This window comes from Bradyrhizobium sp. 2TAF36 (assembly GCF_052114925.1).
In the GTDB taxonomy this organism is placed as follows: Bacteria; Pseudomonadota; Alphaproteobacteria; order Rhizobiales; family Xanthobacteraceae; genus Bradyrhizobium; species Bradyrhizobium barranii.
This window is the reverse complement of record NZ_JBFRFR010000007.1, coordinates 11,703-28,062: the sequence shown is the minus strand read 5'-3', so window position 1 is coordinate 28,062 and position 16,360 is coordinate 11,703. Positions and strand designations below refer to the sequence as shown.

Sequence of the window (16,360 nt, the reverse complement as noted above, 5' to 3'; positions counted from 1 at the left end):
TTTGAAGGAATCGCCCGCATGAGCGCACACGGACCGATGCCGCGGTCGTCCTGCATCTTCCCCGCTCTGGCGGTGCTGCTGTTCCTGATCGTGACCGCGACCGGCTACAGCTTTACGCTAACGGCGGGCGGAGCCCTGTTCGCGATCGTGCTCCTGGTGATCCTGTTCGGCACCGTGTTCGCGGCCGTTCATCATTCCGAGGTGATCGCGGAGCGCATCGGCGAGCCCTACGGCACGCTGCTGCTGACGCTGGCGGTGACCATCATCGAGGTCGCACTGATCACCACGATCATGCTGGGCGACAAGCCGGCTCCGGAGCTCGCCCGCGATACCGTGTTCGCCGTCGTGATGATCGTCTGCAACGGCCTCGTCGGCCTCTGCGTCTTCATCGGCGGCATGCGCTATCGCGAGCAGGGCTTTCAGGTCTCGGGCGCCAACGTCTATCTCAGCGTGCTGATTGCGATGGCAACCATCACCCTGATCATGCCCAACTACACGCTGACGACGCCGGGCCCGATCTATTCGACGCTCCAGCTCGGCTTCGTCGATCTCGCAACGATCGTGCTCTACGGCGTGTTCCTCTACACCCAGACCGTCCTGCACAAGGACTACTTCGTCCACGAGAGGGCGGACGGCGAGGGCGGCGAGGCGCATTTGTCGGGCAGAATGCTGGTGCTCAGCATCGTGCTGCTGCTGATCTCGCTGCTGGCGGTCGTCCTCCTCGCCAAGAAGTTCTCGCTGGTGGTGGACGCGGTCGCCGTTCAGATCGGCGCCCCGCCGGCGTTCGCGGGCCTCCTCGTCGCCCTCCTGATCCTGATGCCGGAGGGTGTCTCGGCGATTGCGGCGGCGCGCAAGAACGACCTCCAGAAGAGCATCAACCTGGCGCTCGGGTCCTCGCTCGCAACCATCGGCCTGACCATTCCGGCGGTCGGGATCGCCACCTACCTGCTCGACCAGCCGCTCGTGCTGGGCCTGAACCCGGCGAACACCGCACTCCTGTTCCTGACATTCTTGTTGAGCATGCTGACCTTCGGCACCGGCAGGACCAATGTCCTGTTCGGGCTGGTCCATATGGTGGTATTTGCCGTCTACGTGTTCATGGTTTTCGTGCCGTAGAAGGAATTGCCCGATGCTTGCCGCCAAATCCGAGGTTCAGATCGACAACGAGCAGGTCCGGGTGACCGAGTGGCGGCTCGCCCCGGGCAGCGCGACCGGGCATCACACCCACGGCATGGACTATGTCATTGTTCCCGTCGTCGCCGGCGAGATGACCATCGTGGCGCCCGGCGGCGAGCGTTCCAAGGCGCAGCTCGCGGCCGGAAAATCTTACTTTCGCAAGGCCGGCGTCCAACACGACGTACTTAACGAAACCTCAACCGAGATCGTGTTCCTTGAGATCGAGCTGAAGCCGTAAGGCGGGCGAACCCTTTGCCATCGATCCGTCGCAGTTGATCCCTTACAATGCCCCAAAGTTCCCGCATCTGATCGCGCGGGGAGTGGCCGAGAAATGCTGAAATACCTCGCTAAAATCTCGATGGATATTCTCCCCTCGGTGCTCGCGACGATCATCGGGGCGTACATCGTTAACCACTACATCAACGCCAAGCCGGCGGCCGATGCCCCCGCGGCCGTGGTAGCGCCTGCCGATGCCGGCAAGAGCGGCAAGCCCTCCGATGTGGCCAACCTCCCGGCGCCCGGCGTCAAGGCCAAAGGCGTCTCCGAGAAGAGCGTGACCGACAAGGCGGCGGCCGAGAAGCCGGCCGACAAATCCGGCGAACACCCGGCCGAGACCAAGGCCGCGGACGTTGCTCCCGCCGAGGCCGGCCCGCGCGGCCGCAACCCGGCGCGTGAGAAGGCGGCCGCCAAGTCCGCTCCGGCTGTCACGGCTCCCGCCACCACCCCGGTGGTCGAGGCCAATTCGGCACCGGCGTCCCCGGCTGCGACGCCCGACGCCAACGATCTCGCGCGCGCCGCGATCGAGCGCCTGCGCAAGTCGCCTGAGGGCAAGGCCGCCGAGGCCAGATCTTCCGAAACCAAGCCTTCGGAAACCCGGCCGGCTGAAACCAAGTCGGCCGAGAGGTCGCCGGAGCCTGCGGTTCGGGAAGCCTCCCGTACCCCGGAAGCCCCGCGTGTCATTCCTGCGGAGCCGTCCGCGCTCCGTCCGCTGCCGCCGCCGATCACGGTGTCGACGCCTTCGTCCGAAGCCTATGGCAATGGCAGCGCGTCGCCGGTCAATCCGCCCTACACCGCCTCGATCGGCAACGACGATCCGAACCGGATGACGCCGCCGGCCGACATTCCGGTGCCGGTGATCGCCCCGCCACTCGACCTCCGTGCCGATGCCGGCGCGACCATGCCGCGGCCTAAGAAGACCAATGTCGCCGACGAGATGCTGTCGGGCATGAAGTCGATGTTCCACTCCGTCCTGCCGAAGAGCGCCACCCCCGATTAAGGCGGTGGCCGAGAGCGTTTTCGAGCGACGTGGACACCGCTTCGCGTGAAGAAAACGCGTCAAAACAAGAAGCTCTAGCCGCGCTGTCAGCCGCCGACGCGGGCGAGGCCGCTGCGGGCGGTATCGTCGCGTGGACGTAGCACGACCGCCTTGTTGTAGGACGTGGCCGCCTTGGCCTTGTCACCCAGCCGCTCATAGGCCTGTCCCCGCGCGGTCCACACCTGCGCGTTGTGCGGATCGACCTCGGAGGCCTCATCGAGATCGGCCGCCGCTTCCTTGACCTTGCCGATGGCGAGATAGCTGATGGCGCGGCCGAGCAACGGCTCGACCTTTTGCGGATTGAGCCCGTTGGCGGCGCTGAAATCGGCGATGGCGAAATTATGCTCGTTGTTGCCCTGATAGATCAGGGCGCGACCATAAAGTGCCTGTGCGTTGTAGGGATCGAGTGCGACGGCCCGGTTGAACTCGTCCAGCGCGCCAGCCGTCTCCCCCGCCTTTGCCAGGGTCTGGCCTTTTGCGGTGTGAGCCTGGGCCTCGCTGACATTGCCGGCGACGACCGCGCTGTCGGCGGCCGTCGCAGCCGCCTTGGGCGCCTCCTGCGGCTTCTCCTTCTCGGGCATCATGGAGCCGAGGTCGAAGGAGCAGCCGCACAGCACGATCCCCATCAAGCCGAGCGCGAACGGCTGTCGCCAGATCTGGCGTAGCCGCGCCAAGCGGCGTTCGGGGAAAGGGGAGGCCATCTACGGTTCGCTCGCGCTGGTGCCGCATCGGTAGTGCCCCCGTCCCAGAGAAGGCACCGCTCACAAAACAATAACGCGGGCCAAGGGCCCGCGTCATCGAAAACTGAAGTCTTGCAAGTCAGGCGGAATCAGCGCGGTCCGCGCGGACCTGCACCTGCACCCGGGCCGCTGCGGCCGCCACGATCACCGCCGGGACCGGCGCCGAACACCGGCTTCGGCTTCATCGGCAGCAGGCCTTCGCGCTGCAGCTTCTTGCGAGCCAGCTTGCGCGCGCGGCGCACGGCCTCGGCCTTTTCACGGGCCTTCTTCTCGGAGGGCTTCTCGTAATGACCGCGGAGCTTCATCTCGCGGAAAATTCCCTCGCGCTGCATCTTCTTCTTCAGCGCCTTGAGGGCTTGATCGACATTGTTATCGCGAACGAGAACCTGCACGCGGCATCCTCTTCAGTGGATCGGATTTGAATTCTGGTAAGTCAAAGGGGATGGCGAAACGCACAAGCCCTTAACCTTGAGGGCGCGGATGTATCAGACAAAACCCGCGATGTCCACCTGCCAAGCAGGTTTTCGGGCCAAGTTCAGCCATTAAATAAGGCGAAAATACCTCCGTGCGGCCCCGATTTGGGTGATTCGGCGCCAAGGGTGGGGCAGTTCCCGGAGCTTTGCTCCGGAAATTCCTGGAATTAGGGGAGACGTCACATGGATATGAAGAAATACGCTGCCGAGGCGATCGGCACATTCTGGCTCACATTCGCAGGCTGCGGCAGCGCGGTGATCGCCGCCGGCTTTCCGCAGGTCGGAATCGGCCTGGTCGGCGTGTCCCTTGCGTTCGGCTTAAGCGTCGTCACCATGGCCTATGCGATCGGGCACATCTCGGGCTGCCACCTCAACCCGGCCGTCACCGTCGGGCTTGCCGCCGGAGGACGCTTCCCGGCGGGACAGATCCTGCCTTACGTGATCGCACAGGTCTGCGGCGCGATCGTTGCCGCCCAGCTGCTTTACATAATCGCCAGCGGTGCTCCCGGATTCGACGTCAGCAAGGGTTTTGCGTCGAACGGATACGACGCGCATTCGCCCGGCCAGTACAGCCTGATCGCCTGCTTCGTCACCGAGGTGGTGATGACCATGATGTTCCTGTTCGTCATCATGGGCGCCACCCATGGCCGCGCGCCCGCAGGCTTCGCCCCGCTCGCGATCGGGCTCGCGCTGGTGATGATCCATCTCGTCAGCATCCCCGTCACCAATACGTCGGTGAACCCGGCGCGCAGCACGGGGCCCGCACTGTTCGTCGGCGGCTGGGCACTGGCGCAGCTCTGGCTGTTCTGGGTCGCGCCGCTGATCGGCGGCGCGCTGGGCGGGGTGCTCTATCGCTGGCTCAGCGAGGAGCCCTCTGGCGTCGTCGCGGGCGTGAAGACGGCCTGATCGAGAGGCGGGATTGCGGCATGCGCCGCGGTCCCGCTACTTGCCCTTCGTCGGCCTGACTTCGGTGACGTGGCCCATCTTGCGGCCGGGGCGCGGTGCGCCCTTGCCGTAGATGTGCACGGTCGCGCCCGGCACGCTCAGCCACTTCTCGTAATCGTTGATCTCGTCGCCGATCAGATTGGTCATGGTGACGATTTCGCCGTGGCGCACGGCCTTGCCGAGCGGCCAGCCGGCAATGGCGCGGATGTGCTGCTCGAACTGCGAGACCGAGGCGCCGTCGAGCGTCCAGTGTCCGGAATTGTGCACGCGCGGGGCGATCTCGTTGACCAGCACCTTCGGCCCGGTTCCGTTGGCGAGCACGAACATCTCGACCGCAAGCACGCCGACATAATCGAGCGCGCCGGCGATCTTGCCGGCGATGCTGCGCGCTTCTTCCGCGAGCGCATCCGGAATCTGTGCGGGCGCGCGGGATATCTTCAGAATGTGGTCGCGGTGCTCGTTCTCGGTGACGTCGAAGCACTCGACCTGGCCGGTCGCCGAGCGCGCCGCAATCACGGAGATCTCGCGCTCGTACGGGATGAAGGCTTCCAGGATCGCCGATTTGGTGGCGAGGCTGGTCCACACCTTGGCGATGTCGTCGCCCTCGCGGATGATGGCCTGGCCCTTGCCGTCATAGCCGAAGCGGCGGGTCTTCAGCACGGCCGGAAGGCCGATCCGGGCGATCGCCTCGCGCAGCGAGGAGACCGAGGTGACGTCGGCATAGGCTGCGGTGCCGATGCCGAGCCGCGTCACGAAATCCTTCTCGGCGAGCCGGTCCTGGGTGGTCTCGAGGATCTTGCGGTTGGGAAGCACCGGGCGGCGCGCGTCCAGCACCATCGCGGCGGCAGACGGCACGTTCTCGAATTCGTAGGTGATGACGTCGACGTCGTTGGCGAACAGCTCGAGCGCTTCGACGTCGGCATATTCGGCGCAGGTCGCGTTCAGCACGACGTCGAAGGCGGGCGAGTCCGGATCGGGCGAGAATACCTGGCAACGCAGGCCGAGCCGCGCCGCAGCCATGGCGAGCATCCGCCCCAATTGTCCGCCGCCGAGGATTCCGATGGTGTCGCCGGGCTTCAGCTTCACCTGCTTTGCGTCAGTCACGCCTTGTCCTCCGGGCGCTCCGCAACCGCCTCGGTCTGTGCCTTGCGCCAGGCGGCGAGGCGGTCGGACAGGGCCGGGTCGGACAATGCGAGCACTGAAGCTGCAAGCAGCGCCGCGTTGATCGCGCCGGCCTTGCCGATGGCGAGGGTGCCGACCGGGATGCCCGCGGGCATCTGCACGATCGAATAGAGCGAATCGATGCCCTTGAGCGTCCTGGATTCGACGGGAACGCCGAACACGGGCAGTTCCGTCAGCGCCGCCGCCATGCCGGGCAGATGCGCAGCGCCACCCGCGCCGGCGATGATGACCTTGTAGCCTGCCGCCTTGGCACCCTTGGCGAATGCAAACAGCCGGTCGGGGGTGCGGTGTGCCGAAACGATGCGGGTATCGGCGGCAACGCCGAGCGCTGCGAGCGTGTCGGCGGCATGCCGCATCGTCTCCCAGTCCGACTGGCTTCCCATGATGATGGCGATCGGCGCGGTCATGACGTCAATTGTGCTCGGAAAACAGAAAGATAGGCCAGATTAACGGTTCCGGCCGGTGRCTCGCAAGGCGGTGGCAAGGAGAAGGGAATGCACTATCCTGTCTTGGTGAATCCCCGCAAGCCTTCATTGAGCAGGATGCCCATGAAGAAATCAAAAAGGGCAAGCGCTGCGAAGGCCAAAAAGGGCCGGAAAGCCAGCGCCAGCCGCTCCAAAGCCGCCCCCAGGCGGCTGGCGAAGCGCTCGGCCAAGCCGGCGCGGCGCGGAGCGCCGGCCGCCGCCGACACCAGGGCGACCATCCGCGGCTTGCGGAGCAAGCTCAAGGAGGCGGCGCGGCGGGTCGCGGAACTGGAAGCTGCGGCCGACACCGATTTCCTGCTCGAGATTCCGAACCGGCGCGGCTTCGAGCGCGAGCTCGCGCGCGCCATCGCCTACATGAAGCGCTACCGCGCCAGCGGCGCGCTGATCGTCCTCGACGTCGATCGCCTGAAGCCGATCAATGATTCCTTCGGCCACGCCGCCGGAGACGAGGTGCTCAAGGCGATTGCGGCCACCCTGACGCGGCAGGTCCGCGCCTCGGACGTGGTCGGCCGGCTTGGCGGCGACGAGTTCGCGCTGCTGCTCTGGAATCTCAGCGAGACCGACGCCAAGGCGAAGGCCGCGACTTTCGAGCAGGCGATCGACGAATTGTCGTTTGCCTTTCGCGGTCAGCGCGTGACCGCGGGCGCCTCCGCAGGTGTCGCGCTGCTGGGGGCACAGTCCGATGCAGGCCGCGCGCTGGAGGAGGCTGATGCCGCCATGTATGTGCGCAAGGCGCACCGGCGGCACGAGCCGCTGATCAGGCTGGTCAGCAACTAGGGCACGATCTTCGCGACAAGCGCGGACCGCGTTGCGCGGAGATCATGCTCAAGCAACAACCCTTACAGCGTGGCCAGATCTTCCGGCACGTTGCCGAATTTGCGCAGCAGCGTGGCGTCGCCGAATTCGCCGGTCATGGGATCGCCGCTGCGGCTGAACGCAACCGCGCCGATATGGCCGGCACCGTGCGCCAGGATCTCGGCGCGCCGCAACGCGGCCGCCGAGCTCTGGCATTCCTCCGCGGCGCCCGCGACAGGCGATCCGTCGGCATCGATCAGGAAGGGCATTGCAACGTAGTAGGTCACATCCGACATGGCGTTGCTCCGATGTTGAACTCAGGCGGCGCTGCTGTTGCTCCGCACCTTGCTGCGTGCGGTCTCGGGAATGCAGCCGGCTGAAATCGCCGCCTGTAATTCTTCCAGCTCTGCTTCCAGATATTCGTTGGCCATGATCAGCGCCTTGATGGTGCTGCGCAGATTGCCGTCGCACATCGCGATCGCCTGGTCGCAGGCCTGTTCATAATGGCTGTTGTCGAGAAGGGCGGTTGCCGACATCTGCGTTGTCCTCGGAGGTTTCCTGGGCGTTTCTTGGGGCGGTGGGATGCCCAAATGTTCCTATTTTGTTCTTTTCGAGTCAAGCGGATTCGGATGCGGCGAGCTGCCACGAAAAGGGCCTCGCGGTTCAGGCGATGATGTCCGGCGTGATCTGGTCTTCGATGAACGCGATACGGTCGCGCAACAACAGCTTGCGCTTCTTCAACCGTTGTAACCGCAACAGGTCGGGGGCAGGCGATTGATGCATCGCATCGATCGCGGCGTCGAGATCTCGGTGTTCTTGCTGCAACCGGGTGAGCTCGGCTTCGAGCTCACGCTCGTCTTCATTGGTCATGTTCGCGGTGGCCGAAAACCCGATGGGCGTGAGATTCAAGGCTGTGGATGCCCTGTGGAAATTATCGTCCTTGCGCGCCGTGATCGCAAGCGATCTCGGGCCGCCGCTCACCGAACTCTCGCAAGATATTTCGACGATTCGTTGCGGCGTTGCGCAAGCACATTGATATCATGGATTTTTCCAGCGTGGTTCCTTACTCACGATTCGTTACATATGAATTTTCAAAAATGACGCTGCGACGACGGATACATATCGACAGAACGAATCGGTGATGTACACTTGTTTGTCCGGATCGAATCCAAGGTTTCCCCCTACCGAGGAGGTTTCGAATGACAATTCAGGCACATCTGGTTGAATTGGAACGGAAGCACAAAACGCTTGAAAACGAATTGCACGAAGCTCTCGTGCACCTTTCAACAGACGACCTGCAAATTGTTGAGTTGAAGCGACGGAAGTTGATGGTCAAGGACCAGATCGAGCGTTTGAAGCACACCGGCGACACGCTCCACTAGTAACCCCTGTAACAGTGTAGAGTTGAACTTACCCTTTCATGCAGGGGTGAGAGCTATTGCGCTCATCCCTGCATGAAGGTGCGCAGCGTGCAAAGTTATTTGCGCGGCGCTTGGAGCCTTTCCGCTCCGATGGAAAATCCCCTAGATGCCTGCGAGCTCGGCGACGTGATCCGCGATCGCGAGCGATGACGTCAGTCCCGGCGATTCGATGCCGAACAGGTTGATCAGGCCTTCGACGCCGTGATCGCGCGGGCCCTGCATCAGAAAATCCTGCGTGGCCACCGCCGGCGGCACGATCTTCGGGCGAATGCCTGAATAGCTCGGCATCAGCGCGCCGTCGGGCAGCGTCGGCCAGTATCTCCGGATCGCCGGATAGAAGCGCTCGGCGCGTGATGGATCGACCTCGTAATTGATCGTCTCGATCCACTCGACGTCGGGGCCGAAGCGTGCCTGCCCGGCCATGTCCAGCGTCAGATGCACGCCGAGCCCGCCTGGCTCGGGCACCGGATAGATCAGGTGCGAGAACGGTGCCCTGGCGTTGCAGCTGAAATAGTTTCCCTTGGCGAGATAGGCCGGCGGAATCCGGTCGATCGGCATGCCGTCGATGTGGCGTGCGACCGTTGTCGCCGAGAGCCCGGCGGCGTTGACGAGCAGGCCGCATTGCAGCGTCATCGGCGCTTCGCCGCCGGCCTCGATCTCGATCACATCGCCGGCTGCCTTGGCGCGGATCAGCGGGGTGTGAAACGCAAAGGCCGCGCCGGCCGCCTCGGCCTCGCCGCGCAGCGAGAGCATGTAGGCGTGGCTGTCGATGATGCCGGTCGATGGCGAGAGCAGCGCGGCATCGCAGGCGAGCGCCGGCTCCAGCGCGCGTGCGGCTTCGCCCGTGAGCAGCTGCATGTCGAGCACGCCATTGGCCTCGGCATGCGCCTTGATCGATTGCAGCTTCTCGGTCTCCTTGGCGCTGGTCGCGACGATCAGCTTGCCGCAGTTCTTGTGCGGGATGCCGCGCTCGCCGCAGTAGCGGTACAGCTCATGCTTGCCGCTGACGCACATGCGCGCCATCCAGCTGCCGGCGCGGTAATAGATCCCGGCATGGATCACCTCGCTGTTGCGCGAGGAGGTGATGGTGCCGATGGCCTCGGCTTCCTCGAGCACGATCACCTCGCGCCCGGCCTGGGCAAGCTTTCGAGCCACCGCGAGCCCGACCACGCCGGCTCCGATGACGACGCAGTCGACCCTATCCATGGTTGTGCAGTGTATCCATTGAAAGCAACGGTGGCATCAGGCCTGAGAACCACGGCACCGGGCCGTTTTCCATTAAGGAAGCATTTATCATGTCAGGGCAATTGCCGTATTTGGCGTCACATTTTTCTGTTGCGCGTACAGGCGTTTACCCGATCCAAACCCGTGAAGCCAGACAATCCGACGTTGAAAGCGCGGGTGGCTGATGGCTGAGAAGAACTGGCACGTGGGCAGCACGCTTCCGATTGCTGTGCAGGCCGTCGTGTGCCTGGGCAGCGCGGTCGCGCCTGCGCGCGCCTTTGCGCTCTCGGACAGCTTCGCGCCGCCAGGCAAGCTCGATCCCAATTTGGTCTGGGAAGCGCTGATCGGCGGCATCGTCGTCTGTGCGTTCCTGGCCGCCATCGCGCTGTGGATCCATTCCTCGCTGCGCCGCACCAAGCGCTTGCAGCTGCGGCGCAACGCCTTCGTCTCCTCCGCCATGAACAATCTCAACCAGGGCGTGGTGATGACGGATGCGCAACGACGCATCATGTTCTGCAACGACCGCTATCTCGAGATCTACGGCCTGGCGCGCTCGGATCTGTGGACCGGGATGACCGGCTACGACATCCTCGAACTCAGGCGCAAGCGCGACGTCCTCGGCGGTGTCTCCGACGATGAGTTCTACGAGAAGGCGGCGAGCCCCAACGGCCTGATCACCGAACTGCCTGATGGCCGCGCCATCCTGGTGAAATATTTCGTGTTGCCGAACGGCGGCTCGGTCGCGACGCATCTGGACGTCAGCGATCAGCGCAAGCTGTCACGGCAGCTCGCCTCCACCAAGCAATTCCTGGAAACCGTGCTGGACCACGTGCCGGCCTGCGTCGCCGCGAAGAACATCGAGGACGGTCGCTACATCTTCGCCAACAGCGCCTATGAACGGTTCTGGGGGTTCTCGCGCGACCACGCCGTCGGCAAGAATGCGCGGGAGCTGTTCGCGCCCATCTCGACGGCCAGCATCGAGGCGGCCGACAAGGCGGCACTGAATTCGCCGGACGGCCAGTTCCGCAATGAATTCGAGGTCGACCGCGCCGGTGAACGGCGCATGGTTGCCTCGATCCGGATCGTGGTCCGCGACGAGAGCAACAAGCCCGAATTCCTGATGCTCGTGTTCGAGGATATCACCGACCGTCGCTCGCTGTCGCAGGAGCTGGAGAGCACGAAGAAGTTCCTGGAGCTTGTGGTCGACAACATTCCGGTGGCGCTGATCGTGGAGCAGGTCAAGGACGGCCGCTACCTGCTCGCCAATCGCAGCGCGGAGACGATCCTCAACCGCCGGCGCGAAGAGGCCACGGGCCTGACCGCCTCCGACATCTTCAATCCCAAGGAAGCCAAGCTGATCATCGCGCGCGACGAGGCCGCGATCAAGAAGCGCGGGATGATTACCGAGGAGCACCCGATCTCCACCAAGGACGGCCTGCGGCTGTTCCTGACCCGGCGGGCGACCGTGCTCAGCGATGCCGGCGAGCCGCAATATCTGATCAAGACCCACGAAGACGTCACCGACCGCCGGCAGACCGAGTCGCGCATGGCGCACATGGCCTATCACGACGGCCTGACCGATTTGCCGAACCGCGCCGCCTTCCTTCAGGCGCTGACCCAGATGATCGAGGCCTGCGAAGGCACCAGCGAGGAGTTCGCCGTGCTCTGCCTCGACCTCGACGGCCTCAAGGAGGTCAACGACGTCTTCGGTCATGCGCTCGGCGACAAGCTCTTGATCGAGGTGGCCCAGCGGCTTCAGGATTCCGCGCGCGGCGGCGTGGTGGCGCGCCTGTCCGGCGACGAGTTCGGCCTCATCATCGACGGCAAGCAGCCGGAGGCGGGCCTTGCGCTGGCGCAGCAGCTCGGCGAGGCCGTTGCCCAGGAATTTCAGATCGACGGCCGGGCGGTCCGCGCCGGCGTCACCACCGGCATGTCGATCTTCCCGCATAATGGTGCCGACGGCGCATCGCTGCTGGCCAATGCCGGCGCGGCGCTGTTCCGCGCCAAGCAGAAGTCGCGCGGCACGATCGGCCTTTACCAGCCGGAGATGGACCAGCAGATCCGCGACCGCCGCGTGCTGCACCAGGACCTGTCGAAAGCGATCAAGAACGGCGAATTGTCGCTCGCGTTCCAGCCGCAGGGCATCGCGCGCCACAGCGTCGCCGAGAGCGAGATTATCGGCTTCGAAGCGCTGGCGCGCTGGCAGCATCCGGTGCGCGGCCAGGTCTCGCCGGCCGAGTTCATCCCGATCGCGGAGGAGAGCGGCCTGATCGTCGAGATGGGCGAGTGGATCCTGCGCGAGGCCTGCCGCGAGGCGGCGTCCTGGCCGAAGCCGCTCCAGGTCGCGGTCAATTTGTCGCCGGCGCAGTTCATGCACGGCGACGTGGTCGGGCTGGTCCATTCAATCCTGATCGAGACGGGCCTGGCACCCGGCCGGCTCGAGCTGGAAATCACCGAGGGGGTGCTGATCGAGGATTTCGACCGCGGCCTCGCCCTGCTGCGCCGGCTGAAGGCACTCGGCGTGCGCATCTCCATGGATGATTTCGGCAGCGGTTACTCTTCGCTGAGCTATCTCCAGGCGTTCCCGTTCGACAAGATCAAGATCGACCGCGCCTTCATCATGAATCTCGGCCGCAACCCGCAATCGGCGGCTATCGTCCGCGCCGTGATCGATCTCGGCCACGGCCTCGAAATGTCGATCATCGCCGAGGGCGTCGAGACCCTCGATCAGCTCGTCTTTCTTGCCAAGGAGGGCTGCGACGGCGTGCAGGGCTACCTGCTCGGCAAGCCGCTGCCGATCGGCAAATATGCCGGCCTCGTCGGCCGCGCCGAGACCATGGAGCTTGCGCTGAAGACCGGCTAGAGCGTTATCGAGCCAAGCGGATACCGGTTCGCGCAAAGAAAACGCGTCAAAACAAGAATCCAAAGCCTCGTTCCGATTTCATCGGAATGGAAATGGCTCTAGTGATGGCGGGCGCTAGCTCCCATTCGACGGCTTCATGGCGGATTACGACCTTGCGATCATCGGCGGTGGCCTGAACGGTGTCAGCCTCGCCCGCGATGCGGCCGGCCGCGGCCTGCGGGTCATTCTGCTGGAGCAGGGCGATCTCGGCGGCGCGGCGTCATCCGCGACGCCACGGCTGATCCATGGCGATCTGTCGGTGCTGGAACGCCGCGGTTTTCGGCGGGTGCGCCGGGCGTTGGCCGAGCGCCGGACGTGGCTTGCCATCGCGCCGCATCTGGTCCGGCCGATGCGCTTCGTGATCCCGGCCCATTCCGAGGAGCGTCCACCCTGGCTGCTGCGCGCCGGCTTATACCTCTATGACGGCCTCACCGGTCGGAGCGGCCTGCCTGCCGCGACGACCCTCGACATCACGCATCATCCGGTCGGCAACGCGCTGAAGCGCCCGTTCGGAACGGCTTTCGAATATTCGGACTGCGTCGTCGATRATTCCCGCCTGGTGGTGCTGACGGCGCTGGACGCCGCCGAACGCGGCGCTGCGATCCGGACCGGGGCGCGCTGTGTCCGCGCCGATCGAACCGACACATGGCGCCTCGCGGTGGTCGATCGTGGCCATCGCCGCGTGGTCACGACCCGGGCGCTGGCCAATGCCACCGGCGGCTGGACGTCGATCGTCGCAGAGACCGTGCTGCGCCAGCCGCAGCCTGCCATGGCGGCCATGCAGATGAGCCAGATCATCGTGCCGCGGCTGTTCGAGTCCGATAACGTCTACGTCTTCCAGAACAGGGATGGGCGGCTGATCTTCGCGAGCCCCTTCGAGCGCGATTTCACGCTGATCGGCACGGTCACTCGTGATTTCACCGGTGATCCCGCGATCGTGGCGATGCCTGGGGCTGACGTCAGCTATCTCTGCGAGGCCGCCAGCCGCTATTTCCGCGAGCGCGTCGCGCCCACCGACGTGGTGCGCGCGGTCTCCGGTGTCAACCTGACGCTGGCGTCCGTGCGGCGGCGCGACGGGACGACGCTGTTCCACGCGCGCCGGCGCAAGGCGCCGCTGATCACGATGTTCGGCGGCGACGTCACCACCTCGCGCCTGCGCGCCGAGCGGGCGGTGACGAGGCTGACGCCGTTCTATCCGATGTCGCCGCCCTGGACGGCTCGCGCCGCGTTGCCCGGCGGAGACTTTGCCTGGGATCGTTTCGACACTGAAGTGGACCTCGCCCGCGACCGCTGGCGCTTTCTGTCGGAGCCGCAGGCCCAGCGTCTGGTCGCGGCCTATGGCTCGCGCTTGCCGGCCGTGCTGGGCGAAGCGAAGACCCGCGACGAGATCGGCCCCGCCTTCGGCCCCGAGCTGACCGGCGCCGAAGTGCGCTATCTGATGACCCGCGAATGGGCGCGTTTTCCCGAGGATATTCTGTGGCGGCGTTCCAAGCTCGGCCTGACGATGCCGGCCGCGGACCGCGACGCGCTGGCCGTGTTCACGGCGAATGTGATGTGAACGACGCGCCCCGAACCGGTTGAGCTGGGGACGATCGGCCGCTAGCGTGCGGYGGAATCGGGGTTGGCAGGGACCATGACGGACGAATTGCCCAAGATAGACGCCGGCGCGGATGCGCTTCCCGCGGCGGGGCAGCCGCTGCTGCGCATTGAGGGCGTCACCAAGACGTTCGGGACGTTCCGGGCCGTGGACGGCGTGTCGCTCGACATCAAGGCCGGCGAGTTCTTCGCGCTGCTCGGACCCAGCGGCTGCGGCAAGACCACGCTGCTGCGCATGCTCGCCGGGTTCGAGGCGCCGGACGAGGGGCGCATCCTGCTCGGCGGCCGGGACATCGCGCAGGCGCTGCCGCATGAGCGGCCGATCAACATGATGTTCCAGAACTACGCGCTGTTTCCGCATCTCTCCGTGCGCGACAACATCGCCTTCGGCCTGAAGCGGGCCGGCATGGCGCGTGCCGACATCGCCACGCGCGTGGCGGAAATGATTGCGCTGGTGAAGCTCGAGGGGCTGGAGAAGCGCAGGCCCGACCAGCTCTCCGGCGGTCAGCGTCAGCGCGTGGCGCTGGCGCGTGCATTGGCGCGCCGGCCGCAGCTTCTGCTGCTCGACGAGCCGCTCGCGGCGCTTGACAAGAAGCTGCGCGAGAGCACGCAGGGCGAGCTGATGGAGCTGCAGCGCCGGCTCGGCATGACCTTCATCATCGTCACTCACGACCAGGAAGAGGCGATGACGATGGCGAGCCGGATCGGCGTGATGAGGGCCGGGAAGCTCGCCCAGGTCGCGAGYCCCCGCGAGCTTTACGAGGCGCCGCGCTCGCGATGGATCGCGGAGTTCGTCGGCGACATCAATCTGTTCGACGGCGAGTCCAAATTGCGCGACGGCCATCGTCTGATCATCGGCACGCGCGATGCGGGTGCGCTGGTGGTGGCCGAGCCGCGCGAAGGCGTCGGCGCGGGAAAACTGTCGGTCGCGATCCGCCCCGAGAAGGTCAAGCTGTCGCGCCGTGGCCCGGTGAGCGAGGCCGGTCGTGAGACGGCGATCAACAGCCTGGACGGCGTGGTCGCCGACATCTGTTATCTCGGCGGCACCACCACCTACAAGGTGAAGCTCGATGCAGGCGGAATCGTGCAGGCGTCGGTCCCCAACAGCGCGCGCCTCGACGTCGACGCCTACAGCCTGAACCAGCGTGTCGTCGCCTGGTTCACGCCCGACGACTGTGTGGTGCTGCAATCATGAGCTCGCGCCGCATCTTCGCAAGGCCGGCGCGCTTTGCCGCGATCGCGCCCTATGTCTGGATGGTGCTGTTCTTCCTGGTGCCGTTCGGCTTCGTGCTCAAGATCAGCCTGTCGCAGACGGCGATCGCGCAGCCGCCCTACGAGCCGGTGTTCGACCTGATGGCGGGATGGGAGGCGCTCAAGGCAGCGTTCGCCGCGCTGTCGATCGACAATTTCAAGCTGCTCGCCTCAGACGACATCTACGTGTTCGCCTATGTGCGCAGCCTCACCGTCGCCGTCACCGCGACTGCGCTATTGCTCGTGATCGGCTATCCCATCGCCCATGGCATGGCGCGGTTGCCGAAGCGCTGGCAGGCGGTGGCGATGGTGCTGGTGATAGTGCCGTTCTGGACCTCGTTCCTGATCCGCATTTACGCCTGGATCAACATCCTCCAGCATGACGGCCTGCTGAACCAGATCCTGCTCGCGCTGCATCTGGTCAGCCAGCCGGTGGTGTGGCTCTCGACCGACACCGCGATGTATATCGGCATCGTCTATTCCTATCTGCCGTTCATGATCCTGCCGCTCTACGCCACGCTCGCGAAAATGGAGCCGGTGCTGGAGGAGGCGGCCTCTGATCTCGGCGCGCCGCCCTGGCAGGTGTTCTGGCTCGTCACCTTTCCGCTGTCGCTGCCCGGCGTCGGCGCGGGCGTGCTGCTGTGCTTCATCCCCATCGTGGGCGAGTTCGTGATCCCGGACCTTCTGGCCGGCTCCAATTCGCTGATGATCGGCCAGACCCTCTGGCTCGAATTCTTCACCAACAAGGACTGGCCGGTGGCCTCCGCTGCGGCGATCGTGCTGCTGGTGGTGCTGCTGGTGCCGCTGCTGCTGTACGAGCGGCTGCAGAAGCGGCAGCTGGAACAGGGGCGCTGA

At 65.2% G+C, this 16,360-nt stretch carries 19 protein-coding genes; 10 read left to right on the top strand and 9 right to left on the bottom strand.

Features of this window, described 5'->3' with window-relative positions; all coding sequences use genetic code 11:
* The first annotated feature begins 18 nt into the window (after positions 1–18).
* The 3 genes from AB4Z51_RS05105 (at position 19) to AB4Z51_RS05095 (ending at position 2,452) form a co-directional block, all read left to right on the top strand.
* Positions 19–1,116 carry a calcium:proton antiporter gene (locus AB4Z51_RS05105; RefSeq protein ID WP_441497123.1) on the top strand — a complete coding sequence of 366 codons (1,098 nt, stop codon included), beginning with the start codon at positions 19–21 and terminating at the stop codon, positions 1,114–1,116.
* Between the two features lie 13 nt (positions 1,117–1,129).
* Positions 1,130–1,414 carry a cupin domain-containing protein gene (locus AB4Z51_RS05100; protein WP_038954861.1) on the top strand — a complete coding sequence of 95 codons (285 nt, stop codon included), beginning with the start codon at positions 1,130–1,132 and terminating at the stop codon, positions 1,412–1,414.
* Between the two features lie 93 nt (positions 1,415–1,507).
* On the top strand, positions 1,508–2,452 hold the full coding sequence (locus AB4Z51_RS05095; protein ID WP_135216415.1) for a hypothetical protein: 945 nt from the start codon (positions 1,508–1,510) through the stop codon (positions 2,450–2,452).
* Positions 2,453–2,538: 86 nt separating this feature from the next.
* Here the strand turns inward: AB4Z51_RS05095 and AB4Z51_RS05090 are convergent, their stop codons facing one another.
* Both AB4Z51_RS05090 and rpsU read right to left on the bottom strand, forming a co-directional pair.
* Complete coding sequence (locus tag AB4Z51_RS05090) at positions 2,539–3,192, bottom strand: tetratricopeptide repeat protein (protein WP_441497122.1); 654 nt, start codon at positions 3,190–3,192, stop codon at positions 2,539–2,541.
* 128 nt (positions 3,193–3,320) lie between these two features.
* Complete coding sequence (rpsU, locus tag AB4Z51_RS05085; RefSeq protein ID WP_071909764.1) at positions 3,321–3,623, bottom strand: 30S ribosomal protein S21; 303 nt, start codon at positions 3,621–3,623, stop codon at positions 3,321–3,323.
* Positions 3,624–3,887: 264 nt separating this feature from the next.
* Between rpsU and aqpZ the strand changes: the two genes are divergently transcribed.
* A complete protein-coding gene (gene aqpZ / locus AB4Z51_RS05080) occupies positions 3,888–4,610 on the top strand; it encodes an aquaporin Z (protein ID WP_071909765.1) in 723 nt (240 codons plus the stop codon).
* A gap of 36 nt (positions 4,611–4,646) precedes the next feature.
* Here the strand turns inward: aqpZ and AB4Z51_RS05075 are convergent, their stop codons facing one another.
* From AB4Z51_RS05075 to AB4Z51_RS05065, 3 genes are all read right to left on the bottom strand, one after another.
* Positions 4,647–5,753 (bottom strand): 5-(carboxyamino)imidazole ribonucleotide synthase, encoded by a 1,107-nt coding sequence (locus tag AB4Z51_RS05075; RefSeq protein WP_014492444.1) that lies wholly within the window; start codon positions 5,751–5,753, stop codon positions 4,647–4,649.
* The gene (gene purE, locus AB4Z51_RS05070) at positions 5,750–6,238 is read right to left on the bottom strand and encodes a 5-(carboxyamino)imidazole ribonucleotide mutase (protein ID WP_071909766.1); all 489 of its coding nucleotides are present in this window, start codon (positions 6,236–6,238) and stop codon (positions 5,750–5,752) included. Before purE ends, AB4Z51_RS05075 begins: the two co-directional genes overlap by 4 nt.
* Positions 6,239–6,330: 92 nt before the next feature.
* Entirely contained in the window at positions 6,331–6,534 is a 204-nt protein-coding gene (locus tag AB4Z51_RS05065) for a hypothetical protein (RefSeq protein WP_244623367.1), read from the bottom strand.
* Between AB4Z51_RS05065 and AB4Z51_RS05060 the strand changes: the two genes are divergently transcribed.
* Positions 6,467–7,093, top strand: coding sequence for a GGDEF domain-containing protein (locus tag AB4Z51_RS05060; RefSeq protein ID WP_244623366.1), 627 nt, complete (start codon positions 6,467–6,469; stop codon positions 7,091–7,093). The two genes, AB4Z51_RS05065 and AB4Z51_RS05060, sit on opposite strands and share 68 nt — an antisense overlap.
* Before the next feature lie 62 nt (positions 7,094–7,155).
* Here the strand turns inward: AB4Z51_RS05060 and AB4Z51_RS05055 are convergent, their stop codons facing one another.
* From AB4Z51_RS05055 to AB4Z51_RS05045, 3 genes are all read right to left on the bottom strand, one after another.
* A complete protein-coding gene (locus AB4Z51_RS05055; RefSeq protein WP_063981128.1) occupies positions 7,156–7,407 on the bottom strand; it encodes a hypothetical protein in 252 nt (83 codons plus the stop codon).
* 21 nt (positions 7,408–7,428) lie between these two features.
* Positions 7,429–7,647, bottom strand: a complete 219-nt coding sequence (locus tag AB4Z51_RS05050) for a hypothetical protein (protein ID WP_014492449.1) — start codon at positions 7,645–7,647, stop codon at positions 7,429–7,431.
* Between the two features lie 127 nt (positions 7,648–7,774).
* A complete protein-coding gene (locus AB4Z51_RS05045; RefSeq protein WP_063986093.1) occupies positions 7,775–7,981 on the bottom strand; it encodes a YdcH family protein in 207 nt (68 codons plus the stop codon).
* A gap of 329 nt (positions 7,982–8,310) precedes the next feature.
* On the opposite strand from AB4Z51_RS05045, the gene AB4Z51_RS05040 reads away from it, so the two are divergent.
* On the top strand, positions 8,311–8,493 hold the full coding sequence (locus AB4Z51_RS05040) for a YdcH family protein (RefSeq protein WP_008131172.1): 183 nt from the start codon (positions 8,311–8,313) through the stop codon (positions 8,491–8,493).
* Positions 8,494–8,634: 141 nt separating this feature from the next.
* Here AB4Z51_RS05040 and AB4Z51_RS05035 read toward each other — a convergent pair whose 3' ends face one another.
* Entirely contained in the window at positions 8,635–9,738 is a 1,104-nt protein-coding gene (locus AB4Z51_RS05035) for an NAD(P)/FAD-dependent oxidoreductase (protein WP_063981129.1), read from the bottom strand.
* A 202-nt stretch (positions 9,739–9,940) separates the two neighbouring features.
* Here AB4Z51_RS05035 and AB4Z51_RS05030 point away from each other — a divergent pair, with 202 nt between their 5' ends.
* From AB4Z51_RS05030 to AB4Z51_RS05015, 4 genes are all read left to right on the top strand, one after another.
* Entirely contained in the window at positions 9,941–12,619 is a 2,679-nt protein-coding gene (locus AB4Z51_RS05030; RefSeq protein WP_063981130.1) for a sensor domain-containing protein, read from the top strand.
* 136 nt (positions 12,620–12,755) lie between these two features.
* Positions 12,756–14,216: a glycerol-3-phosphate dehydrogenase gene (locus AB4Z51_RS05025; RefSeq protein ID WP_441497121.1), complete on the top strand. Its 1,461-nt coding sequence runs from the start codon at positions 12,756–12,758 to the stop codon at positions 14,214–14,216.
* A gap of 75 nt (positions 14,217–14,291) precedes the next feature.
* Complete coding sequence (locus AB4Z51_RS05020) at positions 14,292–15,449, top strand: ABC transporter ATP-binding protein (RefSeq protein WP_135216410.1); 1,158 nt, start codon at positions 14,292–14,294, stop codon at positions 15,447–15,449.
* Complete coding sequence (locus tag AB4Z51_RS05015) at positions 15,446–16,360, top strand: ABC transporter permease (protein WP_441497120.1); 915 nt, start codon at positions 15,446–15,448, stop codon at positions 16,358–16,360. The genes AB4Z51_RS05020 and AB4Z51_RS05015 overlap by 4 nt, the downstream gene beginning before the upstream one ends.

Bases quoted from the DNA above. Each gene is read 5' to 3' on its own strand.
- AB4Z51_RS05105 (WP_441497123.1), top strand. From the start codon at position 19: ATGAGCGCACACGGACCGATGCCGCGGTCGTCCTGCATCTTCCCCGCT.
- AB4Z51_RS05050 (WP_014492449.1), bottom strand. From the start codon at position 7,647: ATGTCGGCAACCGCCCTTCTCGACAACAGCCATTATGAACAGGCCTGC.
- AB4Z51_RS05095 (WP_135216415.1), top strand. From the start codon at position 1,508: ATGCTGAAATACCTCGCTAAAATCTCGATGGATATTCTCCCCTCGGTG.
- AB4Z51_RS05100 (WP_038954861.1), top strand. From the start codon at position 1,130: ATGCTTGCCGCCAAATCCGAGGTTCAGATCGACAACGAGCAGGTCCGG.
- AB4Z51_RS05040 (WP_008131172.1), top strand. From the start codon at position 8,311: ATGACAATTCAGGCACATCTGGTTGAATTGGAACGGAAGCACAAAACG.
- AB4Z51_RS05065 (WP_244623367.1), bottom strand. From the start codon at position 6,534: ATGGTCGCCCTGGTGTCGGCGGCGGCCGGCGCTCCGCGCCGCGCCGGC.
- aqpZ (WP_071909765.1), top strand. From the start codon at position 3,888: ATGGATATGAAGAAATACGCTGCCGAGGCGATCGGCACATTCTGGCTC.
- AB4Z51_RS05045 (WP_063986093.1), bottom strand. From the start codon at position 7,981: ATGACCAATGAAGACGAGCGTGAGCTCGAAGCCGAGCTCACCCGGTTG.
- AB4Z51_RS05055 (WP_063981128.1), bottom strand. From the start codon at position 7,407: ATGTCGGATGTGACCTACTACGTTGCAATGCCCTTCCTGATCGATGCC.
- purE (WP_071909766.1), bottom strand. From the start codon at position 6,238: ATGACCGCGCCGATCGCCATCATCATGGGAAGCCAGTCGGACTGGGAG.
- AB4Z51_RS05030 (WP_063981130.1), top strand. From the start codon at position 9,941: ATGGCTGAGAAGAACTGGCACGTGGGCAGCACGCTTCCGATTGCTGTG.
- AB4Z51_RS05015 (WP_441497120.1), top strand. From the start codon at position 15,446: ATGAGCTCGCGCCGCATCTTCGCAAGGCCGGCGCGCTTTGCCGCGATC.
- AB4Z51_RS05090 (WP_441497122.1), bottom strand. From the start codon at position 3,192: ATGGCCTCCCCTTTCCCCGAACGCCGCTTGGCGCGGCTACGCCAGATC.
- AB4Z51_RS05035 (WP_063981129.1), bottom strand. From the start codon at position 9,738: ATGGATAGGGTCGACTGCGTCGTCATCGGAGCCGGCGTGGTCGGGCTC.